The 19,673-nt window shown below is 59.4% G+C and carries 15 protein-coding genes; 12 read left to right on the top strand and 3 right to left on the bottom strand.

The features are described 5' to 3' along the window. The first annotated feature begins 177 nt into the window (after window positions 1-177). The 5 genes from AC0V6V_RS03250 (at window position 178) to AC0V6V_RS03230 (ending at window position 4,981) form a co-directional block, all read left to right on the top strand. A complete protein-coding gene (locus AC0V6V_RS03250; RefSeq protein ID WP_486164025.1) occupies window positions 178-807 on the top strand; it encodes a DsbA family protein in 630 nt (209 codons plus the stop codon). Window positions 808-895: 88 nt separating this feature from the next. Next, complete coding sequence (locus AC0V6V_RS03245; RefSeq protein ID WP_486164024.1) at window positions 896-2,920, top strand: alpha/beta hydrolase family protein; 2,025 nt, start codon at window positions 896-898, stop codon at window positions 2,918-2,920. A gap of 143 nt (window positions 2,921-3,063) precedes the next feature. Further along, window positions 3,064-3,468 carry a Co2+/Mg2+ efflux protein ApaG gene (apaG, locus tag AC0V6V_RS03240; protein WP_486138802.1) on the top strand — a complete coding sequence of 135 codons (405 nt, stop codon included), beginning with the start codon at window positions 3,064-3,066 and terminating at the stop codon, window positions 3,466-3,468. A 60-nt stretch (window positions 3,469-3,528) separates the two neighbouring features. Beyond that, window positions 3,529-4,317: a LysR family transcriptional regulator gene (locus AC0V6V_RS03235; protein WP_486164023.1), complete on the top strand. Its 789-nt coding sequence runs from the start codon at window positions 3,529-3,531 to the stop codon at window positions 4,315-4,317. Between the two features lie 130 nt (window positions 4,318-4,447). Continuing rightward, a complete protein-coding gene (locus AC0V6V_RS03230) occupies window positions 4,448-4,981 on the top strand; it encodes a GNAT family N-acetyltransferase (protein WP_486164022.1) in 534 nt (177 codons plus the stop codon). Here the strand turns inward: AC0V6V_RS03230 and AC0V6V_RS03225 are convergent. Continuing rightward, window positions 4,962-6,011, bottom strand: a complete 1,050-nt coding sequence (locus tag AC0V6V_RS03225) for an alcohol dehydrogenase catalytic domain-containing protein (RefSeq protein WP_486164021.1) — start codon at window positions 6,009-6,011, stop codon at window positions 4,962-4,964. The genes AC0V6V_RS03230 and AC0V6V_RS03225 overlap by 20 nt on opposite strands. 162 nt (window positions 6,012-6,173) lie before the next feature. Here AC0V6V_RS03225 and AC0V6V_RS03220 point away from each other — a divergent pair, with 162 nt between their 5' ends. Both AC0V6V_RS03220 and AC0V6V_RS03215 read left to right on the top strand, forming a co-directional pair. After that, window positions 6,174-7,973, top strand: coding sequence for an SLC13 family permease (locus AC0V6V_RS03220; RefSeq protein WP_486164020.1), 1,800 nt, complete (start codon window positions 6,174-6,176; stop codon window positions 7,971-7,973). Window positions 7,974-8,203: 230 nt separating this feature from the next. Next, window positions 8,204-9,544: an amidohydrolase gene (locus AC0V6V_RS03215; RefSeq protein ID WP_486164019.1), complete on the top strand. Its 1,341-nt coding sequence runs from the start codon at window positions 8,204-8,206 to the stop codon at window positions 9,542-9,544. 158 nt (window positions 9,545-9,702) lie between these two features. On the opposite strand, the gene AC0V6V_RS03210 is transcribed toward AC0V6V_RS03215, so the two are convergent. After that, the gene (locus tag AC0V6V_RS03210; protein WP_472645551.1) at window positions 9,703-9,882 is read right to left on the bottom strand and encodes a hypothetical protein; all 180 of its coding nucleotides are present in this window, start codon (window positions 9,880-9,882) and stop codon (window positions 9,703-9,705) included. A gap of 134 nt (window positions 9,883-10,016) precedes the next feature. Beyond that, on the bottom strand, window positions 10,017-11,615 hold the full coding sequence (locus AC0V6V_RS03205; protein ID WP_486164018.1) for an isocitrate lyase: 1,599 nt from the start codon (window positions 11,613-11,615) through the stop codon (window positions 10,017-10,019). A gap of 155 nt (window positions 11,616-11,770) precedes the next feature. Between AC0V6V_RS03205 and AC0V6V_RS03200 the strand changes: the two genes are divergently transcribed. The 5 genes from AC0V6V_RS03200 to AC0V6V_RS03180 all read left to right on the top strand — a co-directional run bounded on the left by AC0V6V_RS03200 (window position 11,771) and on the right by AC0V6V_RS03180 (window position 19,670). Beyond that, on the top strand, window positions 11,771-13,108 hold the full coding sequence (locus AC0V6V_RS03200; RefSeq protein WP_486164017.1) for a helix-turn-helix domain-containing protein: 1,338 nt from the start codon (window positions 11,771-11,773) through the stop codon (window positions 13,106-13,108). Between the two features lie 167 nt (window positions 13,109-13,275). After that, a complete protein-coding gene (locus AC0V6V_RS03195; protein ID WP_486164016.1) occupies window positions 13,276-14,661 on the top strand; it encodes a TIGR03013 family XrtA/PEP-CTERM system glycosyltransferase in 1,386 nt (461 codons plus the stop codon). After that, window positions 14,661-16,793 (top strand): XrtA/PEP-CTERM system histidine kinase PrsK, encoded by a 2,133-nt coding sequence (gene prsK / locus AC0V6V_RS03190; protein ID WP_486164015.1) that lies wholly within the window; start codon window positions 14,661-14,663, stop codon window positions 16,791-16,793. The genes AC0V6V_RS03195 and prsK overlap by 1 nt, the downstream gene beginning before the upstream one ends. Further along, on the top strand, window positions 16,793-18,157 hold the full coding sequence (prsR, locus tag AC0V6V_RS03185; protein ID WP_486164014.1) for a PEP-CTERM-box response regulator transcription factor: 1,365 nt from the start codon (window positions 16,793-16,795) through the stop codon (window positions 18,155-18,157). The genes prsK and prsR overlap by 1 nt, the downstream gene beginning before the upstream one ends. Next, window positions 18,141-19,670: a tetratricopeptide repeat protein gene (locus AC0V6V_RS03180; RefSeq protein ID WP_486166197.1), complete on the top strand. Its 1,530-nt coding sequence runs from the start codon at window positions 18,141-18,143 to the stop codon at window positions 19,668-19,670. Before prsR ends, AC0V6V_RS03180 begins: the two co-directional genes overlap by 17 nt. The last annotated feature ends 3 nt before the right edge of the window (window positions 19,671-19,673 follow it).

Genomic DNA, 19,673 nt, shown 5'->3' with positions numbered 1-19,673 from the left:
CAGGCGTCGCAAGGGCCTTGCGCCCGCCCGCAGCGATGCGATCTACGATCGCGTGAGCGAGGATATCGCACTCGCGGATGTGCGTGCGCAAAAACAAATACTCTTGCCGCTCACTCTTGCTCTGCCAACGACCGTGTGCAACCCATTCTGCCCAACAAGAACGGGAGAAAATACCACATGGCAAACCGCGTTGAGCTCACTTTCGATTTCGTCAGCCCGAATGCCTATCTGGTGTGGTGGCCGCTGCGCGAGGTGCTGCGCCGGACCGGGGCAGAGATTGATGTGATCCCGGTTTTTCTCGGAGGAATGCATAAGCTTACCGGCAACGCTCCGCCATTTATGCGCGATGCCGATGTGAAGGGTAAGAATGAATATGCGATGCTGGAAATGCAGCGTTTCATCGCCAAGCACGGCCTCAGCCATTACCGTATGCATCCGCAATTTCCGTTTAATTCGATCACATTGCAGCGGATGCTCTATGCCGCCGATCAGGACGGGCGCGGGGTCCAATTTGTCGAGGCCATGCTGAAGGCGATTTGGGAAGAAAACATCGATTTTACCGACCAAGATGCCTTGGGCGCGGCGCTCAGCGCAGCGGGCTTCGACGCGGCGGATCTATTCACGCGCAGCCAAAGCGACGAAGTGAAAGAAGGGCTGGTCCAAAACACATCATCCGTGGTTGAGCGCGGCGCGTTTGGCATTCCGACTATGTTCGTCGGCAAAACAGGCGCCGATCCCTCCACCTATGAAATGTTCTTCGGCAAAGAGCGCCTGGACCAGGTCGAAGAAGAATTGGCAAAGGGATAAATACTTCGTCTATTTGCGCTTGTCTTTTGACTTTCGTTTTATAGACTTGTGCGCACGCAGCGGGGGCTGCGCGCATTAGGGGCGAAACATGATCAGAAGTTTGGGGATACTCGCGGCATTGGGGCTGATGGGTACGCCTGCGCTTGCGCAGGATGAAGCGGCGAACGCGCCGAGCGCAGGGGAAAGCGCCGCTGCACCAGAAGCCAAAACACCCAAGCTTGCTCCGCCAGAGGCGAAAAAGGCATCGGCTGTTCCGCCTGTAATCCCGACTGAAAACTTTGCTGGGCGTTCGCTGTTTTGGAATGCGAAACTGTCGCCTGACGGGTCTAAAATGTCGTTCCTGCGCCGGTCAAAGGAAGGTGAGGTCCAATTCGCAATCTTGCGCATTGATGACAAGCAATTGCACCGTGTTTTCGCGATGCCAAAAGACTATGACATTGAATGGTATCGATGGGTGACAGATGACAAAATGCTCATCTCAATCTCGACCGTCGGAAACTTCTTTGGCGACGAAGTGCGCTACACTCGGCTCATCTATGCGAACCCGAACGAGGGCAATACGGAGCTGTTGTTCAAGAAGTATGAGGCGGTGCGCGGGGACGATGTGATCCACGTTGCAAAAGACGGGTCGCATATTCTCGTCGCGATGCAGCGGTCTATCTATGACTATCCGTCAGTGATGCGTCATGATCTGGATGCAGAAGGCAAAATCCGGGTAGTTCAGAAACCGCGGGACGGCGTCTGGAACTGGGTCGCCGACAATGATGGTACCGTGCGGATGGGGACTGGCTGGCTGCGCAAGCGCCTGCGTGTGTTTTACCGGCCTGATGCGCAATCGAAGCTAAAGGAAATCGCCCGGATCAAGCGCGAAGATGATGAGGATGGCTATTGGGATGCGCTGCAAATCGTCAGCGGGTCTGATCAGGGATATGTGCTTTCTGAAGGCGAGAATGGACGAGTTGGCTTGCGGCTGTTCGATTTTGCAAAGCGCGAAGACGTTGAAACGCTCTATGAGCACCCAAACTGGGATATCGACACCGTCACCCTGCGCGATGGAAAGCCATTCGCCGCCTTCTATACCGCCGACCGTGATGAAGTGCATTGGTTCGATGAAAAGACGGCCAAGCAATATGCTGGTCTGCGAAAAGCGCTCGGTGATTTGGAAATCTGGGTCACATCGCGTTCAAAGGATCATTCGCGCATGTTGGTGTGGGCGGGCAGCGAGTCCGACCCTGGCGTGCTCTATCTTTTTGATCCTGGTGCCAAACGGCTCGACCAGATCGCGGAGTATCGCCCCAATCTCGATTTCCGCCTACTCGCCGCGCCCAAGCCGATTGAATATAAAGCTCGCGATGGGGTGAGCATTAAGGGGTATTTGACCCTGCCAAAGGGGCGCGAGGCGAAGAACCTTCCGCTCATTCTGCTGCCTCACGGCGGGCCATACGGTGTCCGTGATAAGCTTGCCTTCAATGACGAGGTACAATTGCTCGCCAATCGCGGATATGCGGTGCTGCAACCGAACTTTCGCGGCTCGGGCGGATACGGCGATGCGTTCTTTGAGCTGGGCGCGGGCCAGATTGGCCGGGGCATGCAAGATGACCTGGATGATGCGATGGACTGGGCTGTGGAGCAGGGCATTGCCGATCCGGCGCGCGTCTGTGTCGTCGGCGGCTCTTACGGTGGCTATGCCGCGATTTGGGCAGTGCTGCGCAATCCAGAGCGCTATCGCTGCGCGGCGAGTTGGGCCGGGGTCACCGACTGGGACAAGATCATCAAATACGATCGCCAGTTCTTCGGCCGTCAGAGCTTCAAACGCTGGCGTGAGCGGGTGCGCGGGGAAGGGGTGGAAAGCCTCGACAGCGTGTCTCCCTATCGGCTGGCTGAAGGCCTGAAGCGGCCTTTGCTGTTGGCTCATGGTACAGAGGATTCCGTGGTTCCGTTCAGACAATATCGCATGTTTGAAAAAGAGGCGCGCGATGCTGAAATGCCGCCAACAACGCTCGTGATCGAGGATGAAGGGCACGGTTTCTCAAAGCCCGAGAACGAAAAGGCATGGTACGATGCGTTGGAAAATTTCCTCGCGGAGCACAATCCGGCAGACCCGGCGGGTTAGGTTTTTTCGGGGACGGAATTCTCATTACGGCCTTACGCACTGTCCCTAAATTGCGGCAATTCGCGATGAATCTGGGATACAGGGGGGATTAAGCGCGTTGGTGCTCTTGTGAAGGGCCTGAGAATCGTTACCTTGAGAGACCTATGAAAGAGCTGTTTCAACACGCTGCTGTGACCGACGGGGTAACCGTCCGGGTCGCTGTCAATTTTCTACCCGAGCAATCGCAGCCGGAGGCGGGCAAGTGGTTCTGGGTCTATCATATCCGGATCGAAAACGGCTCTCACGAGCCCCTGCAACTGCGCACCCGTCACTGGCGGATCACCGATGCGCGCGGCATGGTGAACCATGTCGATGGTGAGGGTGTGGTTGGCGAACAGCCCAAGCTCGCACCGGGCGAAAGCCACGATTATGTCTCTGGCTGCCCGCTGACGACGCCGCATGGCTCGATGGAGGGGTTCTACACCTTCCTACGCGGTGATGGATCGCCGATCGAAGTGCGCATTCCGTTCTTCCCGCTGGCTGCGCCTGAAACAGCGGATCGTTCCTAAGCATTAAGTGCGACGCGGCGTAAGCTTGCGCAGCTGCTAGCGGCTGGCTAGATCGGCTGCGTGAAACGGACCCATCTCCCTTTGAATGCGCTGCGCGTTTATGATGCAGCGGCGCGGCATCTCTCCTTTACACGGGCGGCAGACGAACTGGCGGTGACGCCGGCCGCAGTAGGCCAGCAGATCCGCGCGCTGGAGGATCACCTCGGCGTGGTGCTGTTCCGCCGGACCAGCAAGGGTCTGGAGCTGACGCCGGAAGGCGAGGCGGGGCTCGATCCGCTCAGAGAAGGCTTTTTGCAGTTCGAACAAAGCGTTCAGGCGATGCAGGCGGGGCAAGCCTCTGATCGCTATACAATTGCGGTCCCGCGCGAGTTCTATGCGCAGTGGCTCGCCCCGCGCTTGGCGGAATTTCAGGCTGGAACAGACGGGGTGCAATATATCCTCGTTTCCGATGAGAATGCCGATTTTACCGAGGCGAACCTCGATCTGGCGATCCGTCTGGTTGATGGACCCGGCGATCTGGAGGGCGCGCAATTGGCCCCGGCTCAGCGGGTGACGGTGGCCGCGCCCAATTGCCGCGATGCCTGGATCGATTGGCCGGGTGCGTCTCTGCCAGAGGGAACAAAGGCGTGCATTAAGGCGGGCAATCCCGGCCAAGCGCTCAGTTCTGCGCTGGCGGGCATGGGCCGGACAATTTTGCCGCTGCCTCTGGTGGCGGAGGCGCTGGGCGATGGGCGGCTGGAGGCGCTGGAGGAACCGAGCGAAAGCCAGCGCGCTTATTGGCTGCTCGCGCCGCTGCCGCAATGGCGCCAGAAAAAGGTGAAGGCGTTGGTCGCGCATCTTACGACGTGACACTGCCTCGCGGAGAAGAGCTAGTAATCGGGCCGCAGGCCCGCAAGGGCGACCGCCCGCCCGGAGCGCTTTGCGCGGAGGATAGCCAAGTGAGCGGATGCGAACGCCGGCGCTTGAGCCGCAAAAAGTAATGACCGACATTCCAACCCTCACCACAACCCGCTTCACCATGCGGCCGTTGCGCGAGGCGGATTGCGCCGCGCTGTACCCGACCTTCGCGGATGAGCAGCAAAACCTGTATATGTCCCGCGCACACTTCACTTCAGAGGCGGAGCTGTGGGGCTGGCTGGTCGACCCTGACTGGAATGGTCGCACATGGATCGCCGAAGACAGCGAAGGCGCGGTTCTGGGCCGGTTTGTCGCCATGCCCGCGCATGAGGATGGCGTTCAGGAAGTCGGCTATGTCACGGTAATGCACCGCCAGGGCGAGGGCATCGCGCGCGAATGCACGGAAGCGCTTGTGAAGCACTTGCTACATGAGGGCGCGCGCAAGCTGATCGCTGAGGTGGATGTCGATAACGAACCGTCGATCCGGCTGCTCGAGAGCCTTGGTTTCGCCCGCGAGGCGCATCTGCGCGAGCATGAGACGACGCATATCGGCCTGCGTGATGTGTGTCTTTACGGGCTACTTGCGCGGGACCAAATTACCCCACATCAATCCTGAGCTTCAGCACGCCGTCATCGCGGCTGTCGAACAGTTTATAGGCCTCCGCCCCTTCGCTCAGGTTGAATTGGTGGCTGAACAATCCGTCCGCCTTCATCCGCCCGGATTGCACCAGTGGTACGAGATGCGGCCACATATTCTGCACGTCGCAAATTCCGCCGCGTACGGTGATATTCTTGAACATAATCAGCGGCAAAGGCAGCACATCGTCGGGTTCTGGAATGCCAACAAAACTGGCGTTTCCATTGCGCGCGGTCAGCGGCAGCACCGCATTGATCGCTCCCTTCGCGCCGCTTGCCTCGAACACTGACTGAGCGCCGTGGCCGCCGGTGGCCTCCATCACTTGCGCATGCAGATCTGGTCCCGGAGCGAACGCGGTGGCGCCCAATTTTTCCGCCATCGCGCGGCGCGCGGGCACGGGATCAACCGCGATCACTTGGCTCGCGCCAAGCAGAAATGCTAGCTCCACGCCTATCAGGCCAATCGGGCCAAGACCAACCACGGCCACACTGCCGCCGGGCTTCGGATCGGCCCGCATTAGGCCGAAGTAAGCGGTCGCCATGCCATCGGTCAGCAGCAGCGCTTGTTCCGTCGTCAGCCCATCGGTGGAGAACAGGGTTGCATCGGCATTGGGCACATTCACATATTCGGCCTGCCCGCCTTGCAGCTCTGTGCTGAGGCCAAAGGCGGTCGCTTTACGGCAGGATGCGGCATTGCCTGTGCGGCAGGCAGAGCAACTGCCGCAGCCTGTTCCGCCCGCAGCCAGAACCTTGTCACCGACCTTAAAGCCATGAACGTCGTCGCCCGCCTCAACGACCTCGCCGATGAATTCGTGGCCAACACAAAACTTAGGGATATCAGAGCCATATTCGGTGTTTCCGATGTGCGCGCCGTGATACATGTGCAGGTCGCTGCCGCAGATTGAGCAGCTTTCGACTTTTAGAATAACGCTGTTGTCGCTGCGCAATTCCGGGTCGGCATAGCTTTCATAGCGAATGTCTCGCGGTCCGTTGAACACCAGCGCTTGCATTGATTTGTCCCTCCCAGAAACCCGTTGGCTTCACCCATTGCTGGATCACCGGCTGACCGCAAGCGACATTCTCCTGCGCGGACCTAAAGAGCCAGACTGTCCCGCTTTATCCGATTTCGCTTGATATTCTGCGCGACCTTTGGGAATTCACGCGCAACGAACATGCTGTCGCTTCCAACATATCACGCCATGGCTGCCATGGTCCTCACGGTCCTTATGTTCGTCGGCTTTGTCCGCGGGCGCATGTCGATTGAGATCGTATCGCTGCTGACCATCGCGGTGATCGCGGTTGGCCTGTATTTCTTCCCATTGCCCGGCACGCGCGAGATCGATGGCCTGGCCATCGCATTTGGCGGGTTTGGACATTACGCGCTGATCACGATTTGCGCGTTGATGGTGATGGGCAGGGGCCTTGTCGTAACAGGAGCGCTGGAGCCTGCGGCCCGCGTGTTGGAACGGGTGTTCAAGTTCAACCTTCAGCTTGGCCTGCTGGTTTCGCTGCTGATTGTTTTGTTCCTGTCGATGTTCGTCAACAACACTCCGGTGCTGGTGTTGATGATCCCGATTTTCGCTGCGCTCGCTGCGCGCGGGGCTTTGCCCACGTCAAAGACGCTGATGCCGCTCAATTCGGCATCGCTCATCGGCGGGCTGGCGACCACGATTGGCACATCGACCAATATTCTGGTGGTCTCCATCGCGGTTGACTTGGGCATGCGCGAGATGGGCGTGTTTGATTTTACGCCAATTGTGCTCGGTGCGGCGTTGGTTGCGCTGCCTTATATGTGGCTGGTCATGCCGCGCCTGCTGAAAGACAATAAGGTCGCAGCGGATCAAAATGTGCGGCGGTTCCACACGCGCCTTAGGATCGCTGGTGATAGCGATCTGATCGGCCAAGATGTCGCTGATATCCTGCCGAAACTGCCCGATGGTATCGTCTTTCACGGCGAGCAAAAGGGGCCGATACAGCCCCAGCAGCGCATCCATATCTCTGGCACGCATGAGGCGCTGGAGGATGCGGTTCGCGAGCTGAAGGGAGAGCTTGCGCCAAACTGGGTGCTCGACCGGATTAAGCGCAGCTCAGCCGCGCTGGGCAGCGATATTCTTGTCTTTGAAATGACGGTGACGGCGGATTCCCGTCTGATTACGCGAACATTGCCGTCCTCCGGCATTGCCGATCTGTATGGCGTCGCGGTGCTGGGTATTCACCGGCCAGCGCGCGTTTTGGGCGGGCCGGATCAATATTCTGAAGGCGGCGACCTGCGCATTACAGAGGGCGACGTGCTGCTCGTGATGGGCATTCAGGAAGATCTGGAGGCGTTTTCGCGCGCCGACAGCCTGCTGATGCTGGACGGCGCACGCGAAGTGCCGCGTCGCTCCAAGGCGATGCTGGCCGCTGCGATCATGGGCTTTTCGGTGTTCACCGCCGCGATTGGGATTTTCCCGATTGCGATTTCTGCGCTCGCGGGCGCCATTTTGATGTTCGTCACCGGCTGCGTGAAGTTTGACCGGGTGGGCCGGGCGCTGTCTGGTCAAGTGATCGTGCTGGTCGCGGCCAGTATCGCGATAGGCCGAATTATCGATGAAAGCGGGGCAGCGGCGTGGCTGGGCGAGGCTCTGTCATTGGGGCTGGTGCTGTTGCCGCCCGCCTTGGTGTTGGCCGCGATCATGGCGTTCGTCACGGTGTTGACGAACTTTGCCTCCAACGCAACCGCCGCCACGGTGGGCACGCCGATTGCCTTTAGCATTGCGGCCCAGCTTGGCCTGCCGCCAGAGCCGCTGGTGCTGGCCGTGCTGTTCGGGTGCAACCTGTGTTACGCGACCCCGATTGCCTATCAGACCAATATGCTGATCATGGCGGAGGGGAATTACGACTTCGCCGATTATGTCCGCACTGGCGTACCGCTGGTGGTGTTGATGGTGGCGACTTTGTCGGTGCTGCTCGCGATCACCTATGGTCTGTAGGGTCGGCCGATTGGCGATTTCCTACTGCGGTGAAAATATGCGACACCGCTTTGTATGATTTTGATGAGCCACTTTGCCCCGCGATTGATCGCTTTTTTCGATCAAACAGGCATGGTTCAATCGGATGGATTTTTGGCCTTAGACTGTGTTCCAGCTGTTCCAAGCGTGCTTCACACGCGGCGAACGGAGCTGGGCGGTGACACTAGGGCAATCACAATGGGAGTGAGACGATGGTTCGGGTAATTCGGAAAAGCGCAGCGGCCTTGGGGCTGGTGCTGGGCGCGGTGGCGCTGGCTGTACCGGCGCAAGCGGACGAGCTGCGCGATGCGGTGGGCGAGGACATGCCGGGCCTGATGGAGCTCTACAAGGACCTGCACGCCAATCCAGAGCTGTCGTTTCAGGAGTTCGAGACCGCCAAGAAGCTGGCCGCCCGCGCGCGCGACCTCGGCTTTGAGGTGACAGAGGGCGTTGGCCAGACCGGCGTTGTCGCGGTTATGCGCAATGGCGCGGGGCCAACGGTCATGCTGCGCGCGGATATGGACGGCCTGCCGGTGACGGAGCAAACCGGACTGCCCTATGCCTCCAAGGCGAAAGGCGTGCCGGCCTCTGGGATCGAGAGCGGCCTGATGCATGCCTGCGGCCACGACACACACATGGCCGCCTGGATCGGCGCGGCGCAGCTGCTGGCGGAGCGTAAGGACGAATGGCAGGGCACTTTGGTGATGATCCTGCAACCGGCCGAGGAGCTGGGGCTGGGCGCGCTGGCCATGCTGGAAGATGGCCTGTTCACCCGCTTTCCAAAGCCTGACTATGTGCTGGGCTTCCACGATGCCGCAGGCGCGCCAGCCGGGACCATCGGCTATGCGAAGGGCTATGCGTTGGCGAATGTGGACAGCGTCGACATCACGGTGAAGGGTGTGGGCGGGCACGGCGCCTATCCGCACACCACAAAGGACCCGATCGTGGTCGCGAGCAGCATTGTGATGCGTTTGCAGACCCTTGTCAGCCGCGAGAAGAACCCGCTTGATCCCGCCGTTGTGACAGTCGGTAGCTTCCTTGCTGGTGCAAAGCACAACATCATCCCCGATGAGGCGAAGCTGCAATTGACGGTGCGCTCGTACGGCGCGGAATCGCGGGCGGCTCTGCTGGAGGGGATCGAGCGGATCGCTAAGGCCGAGGCAATGGCGGCGGGCATGCCGGAGGACCGGATGCCGGTGGTGAGCGTTCAGGACCCGTATCTGCCCTCGACCTACAACACGCCGGAGTTCACCGAGCAGGTGATGGCGGGCCTGTCAGCGCGCTTTGGCGAGCGTGTGTTCGAGACCCCGCCCGTGATGGGCGGCGAGGATTTCGGCCAGTTCTACCTAGCTGATCCGGAGAACATCGAATCGCTGATCTTCTGGGTTGGCGGCGTGCCGCAGGACCAATGGGCGAAATCAGAAGCAGGCGAGCTAGATCTGCCATCGCTGCATTCGCCGTTCTGGGCCCCTGATGCAGAAGCCGTGATCTCCACCGCGACTGAGGCAATGACAGCGGCAACGCTCGACCTGCTGCCTCGTAAGGGTGGGTGATTGGCGCGCTGGAGAACGCATCGGCCTGCAAGGCCGCAAGTGCGACTACCGGCGCCTGAGCCCAAGCCCACATGTTACGGCCGCCAAAGCATTGCTGCTTTGACGGCCGTATTCTCCTCCCCAGGAGACTGGTAAACTGGGTACGCTAAGCTGCTTTCCTACTCAGGCGCTGGTGCGTAAGTCCCGAGACGGTGGTGCAATGCGTTGATCTTGGCGAGCTCGTCGCGATCTTCGGTGCTGCGAGCATGGCTTTCCAGCGCACGGCGCAGCAGCTTCATGTCGGCAGTTGAGAGCAGCGCGCGGGCGCGGGCTGGTTCTGGGCTGGTAGTATCGGTCATTGTCACTCTCCTAGGCTGATGAGACTAAAGCTCTCTAGGCCTGTGGTTGGTTCCCGGCGGGGCGGACAAATCCGCCCCGCCAGGTGCTCGCCGCTCAATCAGGGTGCGGCGAACGCGTCCCCACAGGCTGCTGCTCAAGCAGCCGCGAACTGGTTCATAGTGTTGTCTTTGCCGCCCGCTTTCAGGGCAGCTTCACCGGCGAAGTATTCCTTGTGATCATCGCCAATGTCAGAGCCGGCCATGTTCTGGTGCTTCACGCAAGCGATGCCTTGACGGATCTCTTCGCGCTGAACGTTCTTGACGTAACCGAGCATGGCTTGCTCACCGAAGTACTCACGAGCGAGGTTGTCAGTCGACAGCGCCGCGGTGTGATAGGTCGGCAAAGTGATGAGGTGGTGGAAGATACCAGCGCGTTTCGCAGCGTCAGACTGGAAGGTGCGGATCTTCTCATCGGCTTCAGCGGCAAGCTCAGTCGCGTCATAGTCAACGCTCATCAGCTTTTCGCGGTCATAGGCAGACACGTCCTTGCCGGCTTCTGACCAGGCATCAAACACTTGCTGGCGGAAGTTCAAAGTCCAGTTGAACGAAGGTGAGTTGTTGTAGACCAGCTTTGCGTTCGGGACGACTTCACGGATCCGGTCAACCATGCCAGCAATTTGCTCAACATGGGGCTTCTCGGTCTCGATCCAGAGCAGATCAGCACCAGCCTGAAGCGAGGTGATCCCGTCGAGAACGCACCGGTCTTCGCCGGTTCCTGCGCGGAACTGGAAGAGGTTCGAAGGCAGGCGCTTTGGACGCAGCAGCTTACCGCCGCGGCTCAAGAAAACGTCGCCATTCTGGATGTTTGCAGGATCAACCTCTTCGCAGTCGAGGAAAGAGTTGTACTGATCTCCGAGGTCGCCCTCTTCCTTGGTGTAGGCGATCTGTTTGGTCAGGCCAGCGCCAAGGCTGTCTGTGCGAGCGACGATGATACCGTCTTCAACGCCCATTTCGAGGAAGGCGTGGCGACAAGCGCGGATCTTCTGAGCGAAGTCCTCGTGCGGAACGGTAACCTTGCCGTCTTGGTGGCCGCACTGCTTTTCGTCAGAGACTTGGTTCTCGATTTGTAGAGCGCAGGCGCCCGCTTCGATCATCTTCTTGGCCAGCAGATAGGTCGCCTCAGCATTGCCAAAGCCCGCATCAATGTCTGCGATGATCGGAACGACATGCGTTTCGTAATTGTCGATTGCATGTTCAAGGCGCTTGGCTTCCACTTCATCGCCAGCCTCGCGTGCTGCATCAAGGGCGCGGAACATGCCGCCCAACTCGCGGGCATCAGCTTGCTTGAGGAAGGTGTAGAGCTCTTCGATCAGCGCCGGAACGCTGGTCTTCTCGTGCATCGATTGGTCGGGAAGGGGGCCAAACTCGCTGCGCAAGGCTGCAACCATCCAACCTGAGAGGTAGAGGTAGCGCTGTTTCGTGCTGCCGAAGTGCTTCTTGATCGAAATCATCTTCTGCTGCGCGATGAACCCGTGCCAGCAACCGAGTGACTGAGTGTACTTCGCAGGATCTGCGTCATAGGCGTCCATATCGGCGCGCATGATCTTCGCGGTGTATTTTGCGATATCAAGTCCGGTGGGGAAGCGGTTTTGGATCGCCATGCGGGCGGTCGCCTCTGCATCAATGGCGTCCCAGCTTGGACCGTTGGCGTTGATGGTTTGCTGCATTTTCGCGGTGGTTGCTTGATAAGTCATGTCTGTTCTTTCGGCTTCGTGATGGGGAGGGTTACGCCATTCTATTTGCCCGACAGTGCCGCGATTCTCCAGTAAACCTTACAGACAATCGTGTCTGTATCGGCTCGAAAGCGGTATTTCTTGTGTGAAGATGTAAAGTAATTTACAAGACTGCTATGGCTGATAACTCCCTGCTCGCCGGTCCTGCCTTGCGCCGTTTGCGCAAGCGCGAAGGCCTCACTCAAGCCGCTATGGCGACCTCGCTCGGTATCTCGCCTAGCTATCTCAACCTTATTGAACGCAACCAGCGCCCGCTGTCTGCGCGTGTGCTGGTGCAGGTGATTGAGCGGTTCGACTTCGATCCGCGCAGCCTGCGGGAGGATGAGGCGATTGGCGGTCTAGATGGCCTCGCGCGTCGACTATCCGATGAGCGTTTCAGCGATCTTGGGATTGACCGGGAGGAGGTGCAGGAATTCCTCGCCGCCGCTCCTCAGGCCGCTGCGGCCTTTGCGCGCCTGTTTGATGCTGGCGGCGTAGTGGCGGCGCGCGGCGATGATCCTCAGCGTCAGGCCCGCGAGGCGGTGGAACGCTGGCAGAACCATTTCTCCGACCTGGATCACGCAGCCGAGGATCTTGCCGATCAGCTCAGGCTGTCGCGCGCCGAAATCAGCGTGGCCTTAAATGAGCGCTTGCGAGAGCGGCATCGTCTGTCGGTGCGCATTCTGCCCGCTGAGGTGATCCCCGGCCAAGTGGCGCGGCTCGATCTGCACGCGCGCCAGCTGCAATTGTCTGAAATGCTGCCCGGCGCGGCGCGGCGGTTTCAAATTGCGCGGCAAGTCGGCGTGCTGGAGCAGCGCGAGGCAATCGATGCAGTGGTCGAAGGGGCAGGGCTGACCAGCCGCGAGGCGCGCGATGCCATGCGCAGCGCGGTCAGTGACTATGTCGCGGGCGCTTTGTTGATGCCTTATGGCCGGTTTCTCAGGGCGTGCGAGCAAACCGGCTATGATCTGACGGTTTTGCAGCGGCGCTTTGCGGTCAATTTTGCGCAAGTTGCCCAGCGGCTAACGACCTTGCAGCGTGTGGGCGAGCGCGGCCTGCCGTTCTTCTCCGCGCGGCTGGATCGTTCCGGCGAGCTTGCCGGGTTTAGCGCTGGGGCGAGCGGGGCGATGTTCCCATTGGACGGCGCGCGCTGGCCCGCCTGGGCGCCGTATTCGGCGTTTGAGCGCCCGGGCACGTTGCTTACCCAACCGGTGCTGTTCAGCGAAGGTGAGGCGGCACCCAAGCACTGGTTCACTATCGCGCGCACTGTCGATGGCGACGGTGTCACTTGCTCCGCGCGCCAAGCGATTGTGTTGGCAATAGAGGCGAGGTTTGCGGGCGAATTGGCTGAGGCACGCGGTGTGTCATTGGCACAGGAGGACGCGGTGCCATTGGGCGTGAATTGCTCACGCTGCGGCAGGCCGGATTGTTTGACACCGCAAACCACGCGTTTGGCGGCTCAGGCACGCGGCTGAACCGCTCACAACTAGGTGCAACTACGTAGTGCGTTTTTCACAAGTCATTAACCGTGTAGATCGGCGCATCACGCGGCTTTGAGGAAGCCCTGTAAAATTTACCGACACTTAAGGTCTCGCGCGTAAAGCCACACTCGCAATTGCAATTACTGCGAGCTTTGAACCTGATGATCCGCTTGTTTAAGCACTATATCCCTCATGCTGTGCTACTGCTCGGCCTGCTGGACTTTGCGCTTTTGGTGCTGGCCAGTGAACTTGCATGGCAGCTGCGCGCTTCGCAGATCGGGATGGATCCGGGCCCCGTCGCGGAGCGTTGGTTGCCACTAACTGGCTCAGCTGCCGTGGTGTGGGTCGCAATGATCTCCGTCGGCGTTTACGGGCCTTATGCGCTGAGAAGCCTGCGGTTTGCAGGCGCAAGGCTACTCGTCGCGATCAGTCTTGGGATCATTGCTCTGGCGGTGATCGACTTTGTACTGGCCGCCGACACGTTCTGGCGCTCTACCCTGTTTTACACCATGTGTTTCGCCATCGGCCTTCTGGTGGTGGACCGGATGTTCCTCAACAGTTTCCTAGGCTCCTCAGCCTTTCGCCGCCGAGTAATGGTGCTTGGCGCAGGGGACAGGGCGCAGCGATTGCGCGAGCTTGGCGACAAGCCGGAAACCGGCTTTGCGATCGTCTCCTACATTGCGATGAACGAGCCAGAGCGCGTCGTCGAAGAGGCGATTGCTCGTGAGGCGATCCATGACCTTGGCCGGTTTGTCGAAAACCTCGGTGTGAGTGAAGTGGTGCTGGCCTTGCAGGAACGGCGCAACGCGCTGCCACTGCCAGACCTCTTGCGGATCAAAACCAAGGGCGTGCACGTCAATGATTTCTCCAGCTTCCTCGAACGTGAGACGGGCCGAGTTGATCTCGATACGGTCAATCCCAGCTGGCTGATCTTCTCTGATGGATTTTCGTCTGGTCGCGTTATTTCTAGCGCATTCAAGCGGATATTTGACATTGTTGCCAGTTTAGTTCTGCTACTGCTGACTTTCCCAATCATTGCAATCTTCGCTCTGCTGGTAAAGCTCGACAGCAAAGGACCAGCCTTCTTTAAGCAGAAGCGTGTGGGCCTTTATGGTGAGCCATTCTACCTCATCAAGCTGCGTTCAATGCGCACAGATGCGGAAAAAGACGGCGCGAAATGGGCAGAAGAAAACGACCCTCGCATCACTCGTCTTGGGCGCTTCATCCGCAAGGTTCGCATTGATGAGCTGCCGCAGACCTGGAGCGTTCTGAAAGGCAATATGAGCTTTGTCGGGCCGCGTCCTGAAGTGCCGAAATTCGTCGACGATCTGCAGGAAGAAATCCCGTTTTACGGCGAGCGGCATATGGTCAAACCTGGCATCACCGGCTGGGCACAAATCAATTACCCTTACGGCGCATCGACCGAAGACAGCCGCAAGAAACTCGAATATGACCTCTATTATGCGAAGAACTACACGCCGTTTCTTGATTTGGTGATCCTGCTGCAAACCGTGCGCGTGGTGCTCTGGCCAGAGGGCGCTCGCTGATGGCTGAGAGCGAGCTTCTCACAATGATCAGCTTCGCTGGCTATATTGCCGGGGCGGTGTGCTGCGCGGTGGCGGCCCTTTGGGCAGCGCGCAATGGAGATCGTTCGCGCTCTGACCGGGCGGCTGCGCTCAGCGCCATCGCATTAACCGGGATCTGGTGTGCGTTGGCTGCTGCGCAGGGGCCAATGGAGCCGCTTGTTCGGCTGGCCGAGACAGCGCGCAATTGCGCGTGGATATTCCTGATCTTCCGTCTGTTTGCCAATGATGGGCGCGACGAGAGCCTTAAGCCCACCCGGCCCGTGATCATTACGTTGGCGTTGGTCCAATTGTTGCAGCCCGTGTTGCTGCTGATTGAGGCACGAGTGGCCTCTGAGCCAGAGCTTCTGAACATGGCGTTCGAAGTCAGCTCTGCGCTCAACATGCTGGTTGCGATCGGCGCTCTGGTGCTGCTGCACAACCTCTATGTGGGCGCATCCATGGCGGCGCGCCGTGTCTTGCGCTGGAGCGGCGTCGCTCTCGCTTGCTTGTGGAGCTATGATCTCAATCTTTACACAATCGCTTATCTCAGCGGCGAAGAGCCTGGCCTGCTGCTTGCTTTGCGCGGGGTACTATCCGGCGCGATGATTGGCGTTCTTGCGCTTGGAGCCAATGCTCGCAGCGCAGACCTAGAATTCCGCCCTTCGCGCGCGGTAACATTCCAGACTTTGTCGCTTTTGGTCATTGGTTCCTATCTCGTCTTGATGATCTTTGTGACCAAGTCGCTCGCTATGCTGGGAGGCGATTTGGGCCGCGCGACGCAAGTGATTTTCCTTGCTCTGGCAGGCATGGCTGCGGTTCTTTGGCTGCCTTCTGAGCGCGCGCGCGCCTGGCTGAGGGTAATGGCAACGAAGCACCTGTTTCAGCATCGCTATGATTACCGTGAGGAATGGCTGCGCTTTACTCAGACAGTTGGCAGTGCCTCTGTAACCCCAGGCGCATCGGGTATGCCGAGCTTCCAAGAGCGGGCGATTAGGGCGATTGCCGATATCACTGACAGTCCCGCTGGCCTGCTGCTGGCGCCCAATGAAGAGGCGCAATTGGAGCTGGTGGAGCGCTCCAACTGGCCGACCATCGCAGTGCCCGCCATCGCGGCAGACTATGAGCTTTCAAGCCTGCTGGAGCAGCACAATCACATCCTTGATCTCGATGATGTGCGCGCTGGCAATGACCATTTTGGCGAAGTTGCTCTTGTGCCCGAATGGCTCACCGATGCCGAAGATGTTTGGGCGCTTGTCCCGCTGGTCCACTTTGACCGGTTGGTTGGCACGATTGTGCTGGCGCGCCCGCGGATCGAGCGGCGTCTCGATTGGGAAGATTACGATCTGCTCAAAGTCGTGGGACAGCAGCTTGCCAGTTATCTGGCTGAGCAGTCGGGCCAACAGGCGCTGATGGAGGCGAGCCGGTTTGACGAGTTCAATCGCCGGATCGCCTTTGTGATGCACGATATCAAAAACCTGGCGAGCCAATTGTCCTTGCTCGCCCGCAATGCAGAAAAGCATGCGGACAACCCAGAGTTTCGGGCTGATATGCTTGTCACTCTGCGCAATTCTTCCGATAAGCTCACCAATCTGCTCGCCCGTCTGGGCCGCTACGGCTCTGGGCAATCTCAGGAGCGCCGGTCAGTCGATCTTGCTGCCATGGCAAAGGGTCTGGCAAAACGCTTTGAGGTGACGCATCCGCTGCAATTGACGCGAGCTGATTCGGCGGTCGTGTTGGCCGATAACGAAGGCCTGGAGCAGGCGATCATGCATCTGATCCAAAACGCGATTGATGCAAGCGATCCCGAAACCCCGATCTATCTCGACGTGTCGAGCGATGGCCTCAATGGTCAGTTCGATATCATCGACACCGGATCTGGCATGTCGCCCGGTTTCATCCGCAATGGTCTGTTCAAACCCTTCGTTTCTTCAAAGGATGGCGGTTTTGGCATTGGCGCATTCGAAGCGCGCGAGATCGTGAAAGCGATGGGCGGACGTGTGAACGTGGAATCGCGCGAAGGGCTGGGCACACGGTTCAGCATCATATTGCCGCTGCGCGAGGCGGCTGAAATTCTTGCGAAAGAAGAACAACCCAAATCAGGCGAGGTCGCATAATGGCCGACAAGAAACCCACCCTATTGATCGTCGAGGATGACGAGGGCCTGCAGGCTCAGCTCAAATGGGCTTACGACGATTTTGAGGTCGTGATTGCTGGCAATCGTGAGGCCGCCATCACGGCGCTGCGCAGCGAAATGCCCGCCGTTGTGACGCTCGACCTCGGCTTGCCGCCTGATCCCGATGGTACGAGCGAAGGATTTGCCGTGCTTGATGCGATTATGGAGCTTAAGCCCGATACCAAAGTGATTGTGGCTAGCGGTCACGGCGCGCGGGAAAGCGCGCTGCAGGCAATCGAACGCGGCGCTTATGACTTTTATCAGAAGCCAGTTGATATCGAAGCGCTCGGCCTGATTGTTCGCCGCGCCTACAATTTGCATTTGATCGAGCAGGAAAACCGCCGACTGGTTGCGAGCGCTGGCGAGGAAAAGACGGTCCTTGGCCGATTGATCACAGGCGCGCCAGAAATGGTGAAAGTGGCGCGCACGATTGAACGGGTGGCGAGCACCAGCGTCTCTGTCATGCTGCTGGGCGCGAGCGGAACCGGCAAGGAACTGCTCGCGCAAGGGCTACATGATGCGAGCGACCGCGCGAACGGTCCGTTTGTGGCCATCAATTGCGCGGCGATCCCAGAGAACCTGCTCGAAAGCGAGCTGTTCGGCCACGAAAAGGGAGCGTTTACGGGCGCGGTCAAAACCACCGAGGGTAAGATCGAAAGCGCGGATGGCGGCACGCTGTTCCTCGACGAGGTTGGCGATATCCCACTGCCCTTGCAGGTCAAATTGCTGCGGTTCTTGCAAGAGCGCACGATTGAGCGGATTGGCGGACGCAAACAGATCGAGGTGAACACTCGGATCGTCTGCGCCACCCACCAAGATCTTGAGAACATGATCGGTGCGGGCACTTTCCGCGAGGATTTGTTCTATCGTCTGGCAGAGATCGTCGTGCGCATCCCGAACCTGGCCGAGCGGCACGGGGACGCGATCTTGCTGGCCAAGGCTTTCCTTAAGCGCTTCTCTACCGAGATGAACCCAGCGGTCACAGGCTTTGGCCCTGATGCGCTGGCATCGATTGATGCGCATGATTGGCCTGGCAATGTCCGCGAGCTGGAAAACCGCGTGAAGCGCGCGGTCATCATGGCCGATGGCAAGCTGGTAAACGCAGAAGACCTCGATTTTGACAGCGGCGAAGAGGAAGATGCCGAAGTGCTGAACCTCAAGGCGGCGCGTGAGCAATCGGACCGCCGGGTTATCCGCCATGCTTTGGCGCGGAGCGAGGGCAATATCTCAAGCACGGCCAAACTGCTGGGGATCAGCCGGCCGACTTTGTACGACCTGCTCAAGCAATATGATCTGCAGGCCTAAATCTGGCCTTAGAAACCTTGCGCTGGGCTGGCTGATGGCCGGGTGCGCACTGGCGCTGGGTGGCTGCTCGCTAACCAGCGAAGAGGCCAGCGCGCCCGCTGAAGCCGCGATTGAAGGCAGCGATGAATTTGTCGCTTTGATCAAAGATGCGCGCGCAGCCATGCGTGACGGTGATCTGTCCCAAGCGGGCGGATTGCTGGATCAGGCGTTCGCAATCGACGCGGAGAATCCTGCTCTATGGGTTGCGATTGCCCGTCTGCGGTTTCGCGGGGGAGAGCATTTGCCCGCGTTAGAGGCTGCAGAGCGAGCATTAGAACTGGGCCCGCAATCGTCCCTGGCGCTGCATTTGCGCGCGCAAATGGTGCGCGATGCCCATGGCCTATCGGACGCATTGCCATGGTTTGAGGCCGCGCATGAGGCGGCTCCTGAAGACGCAGAAATTCTTGCTGATCTGGCTGCGACCTTGGGCGATCTGGGCCGTAATCGCGATATGCTGGCGGCTGTTCGCAAGCTTGCCAAAGTGGATCCCAAGCATCCCAAAGTGCACTATCTTCAGGCCCTGCTGGCGGCGCGCGCTGACAAACCGATCCTCGCGCGCTCCTTGCTTGAACGTAGCGGGATGATGAGCCGCAATGTCCCGGCGGCTCTGCTGCTCGATGGCCTGATTGATCTCAATGAAAATGCTTATGACAGCGCGGCCTTGAAGCTGAGCGCCTTGGCAGAGCGCCAACCGGGCAATGTCCGCCTGTTAGAGCTAACCGCTCTGGCGCTGCTACGCGGTGAGCGTGAGGCTGAATTGGTTGAGCGCTTTGCCCCGCGCACGGCCTCGCTGGATGCATCGCCTTACCTGCTCAGTATCGTTGGACGCGCATATGAGCGACTGGCTGACCGAGAAGCGGCAGCGCCTCTGCTGGAGCGGGCGGCGGAAGGGCGCGTTCGGGGCCTCGTGGTGCTCGGCAGCACGGCCGGTGGCAGAGCGGTCTTGCCCGCGCCGACTCGCCAGCTGCGCGATATGATTGCTCAGAATGACTTGGCGGGGGCCGCACGGCTTGCCAATTCGCTGCGCCGTCAGTTTCCAGGATCAGCTGATGTGCATTCGCTGATTGGCGACGTTGGCCTTGCGGTGAATGATCCAGAGCAAGCGCTGGCGCTCTACCAAGTAGCCGCGCAAATCCGGCGGCCATGGCCGCTGACCCAGCGGATCATTGCAGCTTACCGAATGACCGGTGATGATATTGCTGCTGACACGTTGCTGGTGCGTCATCTTGCTGGCGAGCCAAACAATGCGGAGGCGGTGCTGATGCTGGCAGAGCGCAGCGCAGCGGCAGAGGACTGGCTGAGAGTGGCGGTGCTGCTCGACTATGCGATTGATCTGGGGGCGGGCAATGACCCGCATTTGCTCGTCCTAAGGGCAGCGGCTGCACGTGGGCTGGAGCGTGACAGCGAGAAGCGGGGCTTTGCGAATGCCGCGGAGAGCCTGCGTCCGGGCGCCTTTGCGCCGCCGGCAAAGTAAGAG

This window comes from Erythrobacter sp. S249 (assembly GCF_057364975.1).
This window is presented reverse-complemented; position numbering and strand designations above follow the sequence as displayed.